This window comes from Streptomyces solincola, assembly GCF_002982015.1.
Taxonomy (GTDB): domain Bacteria; phylum Actinomycetota; class Actinomycetes; order Streptomycetales; family Streptomycetaceae; genus Streptomyces; species Streptomyces solincola.
In genome coordinates this window covers 1-7,302 of record NZ_PVLV01000245.1, presented here as the reverse complement: position 1 = coordinate 7,302, position 7,302 = coordinate 1, and the positions used below count along the sequence as shown (strand labels likewise).

5 protein-coding genes and 1 pseudogene are annotated in these 7,302 nt (G+C 76.7%); 5 read left to right on the top strand and 1 reads right to left on the bottom strand.

What is annotated here, in order from left to right:
* The 5 genes and pseudogenes from C6N75_RS16810 to C6N75_RS16790 all read left to right on the top strand — a co-directional run.
* Window positions 1-600 (top strand): annotated as a pseudogene (locus C6N75_RS16810) (aminomethyltransferase family protein); the annotation flags it as partial.
* Window positions 600-2,915 (top strand): beta-ketoacyl-[acyl-carrier-protein] synthase family protein, encoded by a 2,316-nt coding sequence (locus C6N75_RS16805; RefSeq protein WP_105869722.1) that lies wholly within the window; start codon window positions 600-602, stop codon window positions 2,913-2,915. The pseudogene C6N75_RS16810 and the gene C6N75_RS16805, both read left to right, overlap by 1 nt.
* Before the next feature lie 233 nt (window positions 2,916-3,148).
* Window positions 3,149-3,709, top strand: a complete 561-nt coding sequence (locus C6N75_RS16800) for a 4'-phosphopantetheinyl transferase family protein (RefSeq protein ID WP_146132584.1) — start codon at window positions 3,149-3,151, stop codon at window positions 3,707-3,709.
* 215 nt (window positions 3,710-3,924) lie between these two features.
* Window positions 3,925-4,422: an MFS transporter gene (locus C6N75_RS16795; protein WP_181160501.1), complete on the top strand. Its 498-nt coding sequence runs from the start codon at window positions 3,925-3,927 to the stop codon at window positions 4,420-4,422.
* A 16-nt stretch (window positions 4,423-4,438) separates the two neighbouring features.
* Window positions 4,439-6,037 (top strand): MFS transporter, encoded by a 1,599-nt coding sequence (locus C6N75_RS16790; RefSeq protein ID WP_258177454.1) that lies wholly within the window; start codon window positions 4,439-4,441, stop codon window positions 6,035-6,037.
* A gap of 65 nt (window positions 6,038-6,102) precedes the next feature.
* On the opposite strand, the gene C6N75_RS16785 is transcribed toward C6N75_RS16790, so the two are convergent.
* Entirely contained in the window at window positions 6,103-7,206 is a 1,104-nt protein-coding gene (locus tag C6N75_RS16785) for an AI-2E family transporter (protein ID WP_105869719.1), read from the bottom strand.
* Window positions 7,207-7,302: the final 96 nt, after the last annotated feature.

Sequence of the window (7,302 nt, the reverse complement as noted above, 5' to 3'; positions counted from 1 at the left end):
GCGGTCACCGAGGCCGTCCTCTCCGGCGGCTCCGCCACCCGCGCCCACCTCGCGCGGGTCGGCACCACCGGCGAGTACGGCTACCTGCTGCTGAGCGACGCGCCCGGTGCGGCGTACGACGCCGTGCTCGCCGCCGTCCGAGAGGAGGGCGGCGCCCCCGTCGGTCCCGAGGCCCTGGCCCGGGTGCAGACCGAGGCCGGCATGGGCGTGTACTCCGCCGGGTTCGCCGGCCTGAGCGTCGAGGAGGCCGACCTGGCCTGGATGGTGGACTGGGAGCGGGAGGACCCCTTCCACGGCTCTGCGGCCCTGACCCCGCCCGCCCCGGAAACCGCCAGGCTCACCGCCCTCGCCTGCCCCGCCGGCAGCCGGATCGCCGCCGGCACGCCGGTGACGGCCGGCGGCGAGGAGGTCGGGACCGTGCTGTGGCAGGCCCCCTCCGCCAACCCCGACGAGGAACTCCTCCTCGCGGTGCTGCGCAGCCCGTTCCGCGCACCGCACCTGCCGCTGTCCGCCGCCGCCGAGGACGGCACCCCGCGCCGGGCGACCACCGTCACGCTGCCCCGCGTCCTCGCCAGCTCGCTGTCCACCAGGATCGCGTGATGGGCGCCCCCCGCATCGCGGTGACCGGCCTCGGGCTGATCACCGGCGCCGGTGACGACATCGAAAAGGGCTGGGACGCCATCATCGCCGGCATCGGCGGCATCCGGGCCAACGACCTGTTCGACACCTCCGAGCTTCAGACCGACCGGGCCGGCCTGGTCACCGCCGCCCAGCCGCCCGGCGTCGACCGCTGCTACTGGCTGGCCGACACCGCGGTCCGCGAAGCCCTGTCCCGCAGCGGACTGGACCTCGACACCGCCGACCGGGACCGCGGCGCCGTGGTGGTCGGCTCCAGCCTCGGCGCGATGCCCACCCTGGAGGGACTGCACGCCGACCTGGTGCACCGCGGCGTCTTGGACGCCTCGGGTGCGGCCGACTGCCAACTGCCCTGCGTCGCCGACCACATCGCCGCGGCCTTCGATCTGCGCGGCCCGCGGGTCGTGCTCTCCAACGCCTGCGCCGCCAGCGCCGTCGCCCTCGGCTACGCGGCCGAGCTGCTGTGGCACGGTGACGTCGACTTCGTCGTGTGCGGCGGCGTGGACCCGTTGGCCACCCTCTCCGCGTACGGCTTCAGCGCTCTGGGCGCGCTGGACCCGCAGCCCTGCTCGCCGCTGTCGGCGTCCACCGGGCTGACCCTGGGCGAGGGCGCCGGCTTCCTCGTCCTGGAGACCGCCGGGCACGCCGAGCGGCGCGGCGCCCGGCCGCTCGCCGAACTCGGCGGGTACGGGCTGTCGGGCGACGGCCACCACCAGACCGCGCCCGACCCCTCCGGCCGAGGGGCCCTGGCCGCCATGGCCGAAGCCCTGCGCACGGCCGGCTTCGAGCCAGGGGATGTGGACTACCTCAACCTGCACGGCACCGGCACGCCCGCCAACGACGCCGCCGAACCACGGGCGCTGCGACTGCTGTTCGGCGACGACGTGCCGCCCGCCAGCTCCACCAAGTCCCTCACCGGGCACACCCTGGGGGCGGCCGGCGCGGTGGAGGCCGTCGCCTCCGTGCTGGCCGTGGACCGCGGTCAGCTGCCGCCGACCGTCAACACCCGTGGGGTGGCGCAGCCGCACGGCCTGGACATCGTGCCGGGCCGGGGCCGTCCGGCCAGCCCCGAGGTGGTGCTCTCCAACTCCTTCGCCTTCGGCGGCAACAACGCCTCCGTCGTCCTCGGCCGCCCCGGCCGCAGGCGGGTGTCCCCACGCCGGGCCGACCCGGTGCACGAGGTCGTCGTCACCGGGGTGGCGGGACTCGCCGGCGCAGCCGGCGACACCGCCGAGCTGGCCGAGGCGCTGGCGGGCGGGCAGGCGTGCTTCACCGGCACCGAGCACGTTCCCGGCCGGGGCGAGGTGCCGTTCGGCCGAGCCGACGCCGAGCGGGCCGCCCGCGGCGTCAACCCGAGCCGGGCCCGGCGGATGGACCCGCTGAGCCTGCTCGCCGCGGCGGCCGTCGCGGACCTGCACGCCCGGCACGGCAAGCCGAAGCGGGCCGAGGCGGAGGCCACCGGCATCGTCTTCGCCACCGGCTACGGGCCGATCAGCTCCGTCATGGAGTTCCACGAGGGTGTGCTGCGGCAGGGCATACACGGCGCCAACCCGACCCTGTTCGCCAACACCGTCGTCAACGCCGCTCCCGGCCACGTGGCGATGCTGCACCGCTTCCGCGGCTACACCGCCACCCTCGCCGGCGGGACCAGCTCCTTGCAGGCCCTTCAGCTCGCCTCCCGGGTCATCGCCCGCGGCGCCGCCGAGCGGATCCTGGTGCTGGCCGCCGACGAGTTCCCCGCCAAGGCCGTCGCCACCCAGGCATCACTGCCCGGGTACGCCGCCGGCCCGCACGTGGTCCCCGGCGGCGGCACCGGCCTGGTGCTCACCGAGGGCGCCGTCGCCGTGCTCCTGGAACGGGCCGACACCGCCCGCTCTCGTGGCGCGCAGGTGCTCGCCCGCGTCCGCGGGCACGGTGCGGCCGGCGAGGCGGCCGGCCTCGGCCGCCTGAGCCGCGACGGGCATGCCTGGTCCCGGGCCCTGCGCGCCGCCCTCGACGAGGCGGAACTCGCCCCGGGCGAGGTCGACACCGTCGTCTCCGCCGCTTGCGGCCACCGGGTGGTCGACCTCGCCCAGGCCCGCGCCCTGCGACTGGCCGGTCTGGACGGCCGCCCGACGCTGACCCCGAAGGCGCAGCTCGGGGAGACGTACGGCAGCGCGGGCGCCCTCGGCCTGGTCGCCGCCCTCAACCAGCCCGTCCCGCCAGGGAGGCTGCTGCTGTCCGGGTACGCCTGGGGCGGTTCCTACGCCGCCGCCGTCCTGGACACGAGTCCCCGATGACCGCCATCCGTCCCCCCGAGGCCGCCCGCACCTCCGAAGGCCGACCGTGGGCCGCACCCGGCCCGGGGGCCGGGTGCGGCCCGGGGGGCGTCCGTCCTGCCGGACCCGGTGGGCCGCCGCACCCCCCGCCCGGCGCCCCCGCGACGCGTCCCGCCGACGCCCCGTACCAGAGGCCGGGCGCCGCCTCCGCCGGCCTCCGCCCGATCGACTGCCTGATCACCCACCACCCGCGTGTGCCGCGCGACCGGATGGGGCGTGCGCTGCACGGCTCCGGACGGTCGCTGATCCTCGAGGCCCTGGCCACCGTCCACGGCCGCCGGCTCACCCCCCGCCACCTCACCCGCGACGAGCACCTGCGCTGGCGCGTGCCCGCGCTGGGGCTGCACGCCTCGGTCAGCCACTGCGGCACGCTCAGCGCCGTCGCCCTCTCACCGGACACCCCGGTCGGCGTCGACCTCCAGGACGAACGCGACCGGCCCGGCGCGATGACGTGGCTCGGCACTCTGCTCGGCCTCGACGAGCCCGCCACGATCGGGGACTTCGCCGCCTGCGAGGCCCTGATCAAGGTCTCGCACCTCACCAAGGAGACCTTCACCGGCGTCCGCGTCCCGGCCCCCGCACCCGGCTGGCGCCCCACCGGCGCCCACCCCTACCTGGTGTGCTCCCTGATCCTCGGCGACGGCACCCACCTCGCCCTCGCCGCCGGCGCCGCCGCTCCGGTGCGCTGGTGGCACCGGCCCCGGCCCGGCGCCCGGGCCGCCCGCTCCCACCCCCCGAACCAGGAGAGGGCATGACCGCGACCACCGGCTCCCCCGCCCCGTACACCCGCGCATCTCCCGTATCGAACGCGGCTACCTCAACGCCCACGCGGCCGGCGTTCCGCAGCTCACCCAGATGGTCGTCGAAGGGGAGGGCGCCCTCGACCCCGGCGCGGTACGGCACGCCGTGCTGGTCGCCACCCGCGCCAACCCGGGCCTGGCCGTGCGCCGCCGGGCCGCCGCCTGGCACGGTGGCCACCGGACTGCTGATGTCCACCGGCGGGATCGGCGTCCTCGCGGCCGGGTGGCTGTGCCCGAGGCTGATGCGCGGGATCGGCGGCGGCGGCGCCCTGCTGACCGGGATGCTGCTGACCATCCTGGCCACCGTCCCGCTGACCAGGCTGTCCGCCCACACGCCCTACCCGCTGCTCTGCGCCACCCTCGCGGTACGCGGGCTGGGCACCGGCCTGACCATCGTGCCCGCCATGACCCGGGCCTTCCAGTCCGTACGGCCGCCGTCCATCCCGGACGCCGCCGCGCAGCTCAACCTCGTCCAGCGGATCGGCGGCGCGGTCGCCCTGGCCGCGGTGACCGTGGTGCTGGAGGCGGCGGCCCGCCGCTCCCACGGGCTGGCGCCCGCCGCGTTCGCGCACTCCTTCACCTGGCTGCTGGCCGCCTACGCGGTGATGCTGCTGCCCGCCGCCGCCCTGCTCCCGGCGGACCGCCACCCGCCCCGCCCCGCCGCCTGAGACCGTGAGGACCCACGTGACCGACCCGACCGGCTCGGACCGGGCGAAGCCCGGCGCGGCCCTCGCGGTGCTGACCGCGGCCGTGCTCCTGGTGAGCGTGGACGCCACCGTGCTGCTCCTGGCGCTGCCCTCGATCAGCGAGTCCACCGGCTCCTCGGCCGTCCAACTGCTGTGGATCGGCGACGTCTACTCCTTCGTCCTGGCCGGCCTGCTGATCAGCATGGGCGCGCTCGGCGACCGGATCGGCCACCGCCGACTGCTGACGGCCGGCAGCGCCGCCTTCGGCGCGGCCTCGCTGGCCGCCGCCTGCTCCACCGCCCCCTGGGCCCTGATCGCCGCCCGCGCCGCCCTCGGTGTGGCCGGGGCCGCCGTCATGCCCTCCACCCTCGCCCTGATCCGCGCCGTCTTCCCCGAGGGCGACCGGCGGGCCAAGGCCGTCGGCCTCTGGGGCGCGGCCGCCTCGGCGGGCGCCGCTCTCGGCCCGGTCCTGGGCGGGGCGCTGATGCAGCACTTCTGGTGGGGTTCGGTGTTCGTCGCCACCGTGCCGATCGCTGCCGCCGTGGCGCTGACCGCCCGCCGCCTGCTCCCCGAGTGCCGCGCCACCGGCCCCGCGCCCTGGGACGCGCCCAGCGCCCTGCTCTGCGTCGTCGGCGTCCTCAGCCTGGTCTACGCCGTCAAGGAGACCGCCGTGCACGGCGTCGGCGGCCCGGACGTCCCGGCCGCCGCCCTCACCGCAGCCGTCACCCTGCGCTGGTTCCTGCGCCGGCAACGCACCCTGGCGACCCCCGTCCTGGACCCGGAACTCTTCCGCGACCGGCGGTTCACCGCCGCCGTGCTGACCACCGTGGTCGCCCTGGCGGGCCTGTCCGGCATGCTCTTCCTCACCGCCCAGTACCTCCAACTGGTCCGCGGCCTCGACCCGCTGCGGGCCGGTCTCGCCGACCTGCCCGGCTTCCTCGGCTCCACCCTGGGCGGCCTGGCCGCGGCCGGCCTGGTCCGCCGCACCGGCGTCCGCGGCACGCTCACCGGCTGCCTGCTGCTCCTCGGCTGCGGCCTCGCGGTGTTCGGCTGGGTGCGCGCCGACACCTCGTACGCGCTGCTCGCCACCGCGTTCCTCACCGTCGGCCTGGCCGAGGGCGCGGTGTACGCCGCGGCGACCGCCCTCGCCCTGGACTCCGCCCCCGCCGGCCGGGCGGGCTCCGCCGCCGCGGTCACCGAGACCGCGTACGAACTGGGCGCCGCGGCCGGCATCGCCCTGCTCGGGTCCGTCCTGAGCGGCGTCTACCGGGCCCGGCTGACGGTCCCTCCCGACCTGGCCGGACACGCCGCCGGCCAGGCCCGCGAGTCCCTCGGCCAGGCCGCCGAGACGGTCGCCGGACTGCCGGCCGGCCCCGCCCGCGCCCTGGAGGAGGCCGCCCGCACCGCCTTCCTGCACGGCCTGCGCACCACCGCCGTCGTCGCGGCCCTGGTGCTGCTGGCGGTCGCCGTGGCGGTCAGCCTGATGCTGCCCGGTCGGTCCCGGGACGCCGCAGACCGGGCCGGCGTCCCTGGTCCCGGTGGCCCCCCGGAGAGCGGTGGGGCTTCCCCGCCGGCCGAAAGGCGGTCGCGATCGTGAGGTGACCCGAGCGACAGAGCACCCACGGGCCGCCGGGACCACCAGGTCCCGGCGGCCCGTCGTCGTCACGCCCCCGCCGACGGCTCCGGCTCCGCGGCCGTCTCGTCCGGGTCGCCGAGCTGCTCGCGCAGGTAGTTCCACGCCACCGCGATCAGCGCGGCGACCGGCACCGCGAGCAGGCTGCCCACCACGCCGGCCAGGCTGCCGCCCAGGGTCACCGCCAGCAGGACCACCGCCGCGTGCAGGCCGAGCCCCCGGCTCTGGATCATCGGCTGGAAGACGTTGCCCTCGAGCTGCTGCACCAGCACGATGATCGCCAGCACGATCAGCGCGTCCGTCAGGCCGTTGGAGACCAGCGCGATGAGCACCGCGACGAAGCCGGCGAACAGCGCGCCGACGATCGGCACGAACGCGGACACGAAGGTCAGCACCGCCAGCGGCAGGACCAGCGGCACGCCCACGATCCACAGGCCCAGGCCGATGAAGACCGCGTCCAGCAGGCCGACGAACGCCTGCGAGCGCACGAACGACCCCAGGGTGGCCCAGCTCCGGGCGGTGACGACCGGGACGTGCACGGCGAGCCGGCCGGGGAGCTGACGGGTCAGCCACGGCAGGAACCTCGGGCCGTCCTTGAGGAAGAAGAACATCAGGAACAGCGCCAGGACGGTCGTCACGATGCCGTTGAAGACGGTGCTCACGCCGGCGACGACGGTGGTGACCGCACTGCCGACGCTGTCCTGGAGGCGGGCGACGGCGGTGTCGAAGCCCTTGGTGATCTGGTCGTCGCCGATGTTCAGCGGCGGCCCGGCGGCCCACTCGCGCAGCCGCTGGATGCCCTCGACCACACCGTCGGTCAGCTCACCGGACTCCGACGCCACCGGGACGACGATCAGCGCCACGATGCCCGCGGCCACCAGCAGGAACAGCACCGTCACCACCGAGGCGGCCAGCGCCGGGGGCCAGCCCCGCCGGCGCAGGAAGCGGGTGGGCGGCCAGGTCAGCGTGGTGAGGAGCAGGCCCACCACCAGCGGCCAGACGATGGACCACATCCGGCCGAGCAGCCACAGGGTCGCGGCGGCCAGCACGATGACCAGCAGCAGGTCGAGGGAGACACGGGCCGACGTGCGCAACGCGGCGGTGGTCTTTCCGGAGTTCAGGGTGGCGGGCATGGCGTCACCCTATGGGCCCCCGATCACGCCGCGTCCCCGAGGGGCCCCGTCATGGACCCGTCACCTCCGGCCCGGTCGCGGCCGCCCGTTCCGCCG

Bases quoted from the DNA above. Each gene is read 5' to 3' on its own strand.
- C6N75_RS16785 (WP_105869719.1), bottom strand. From the start codon at position 7,206: ATGCCCGCCACCCTGAACTCCGGAAAGACCACCGCCGCGTTGCGCACG.
- C6N75_RS16805 (WP_105869722.1), top strand. From the start codon at position 600: ATGGGCGCCCCCCGCATCGCGGTGACCGGCCTCGGGCTGATCACCGGC.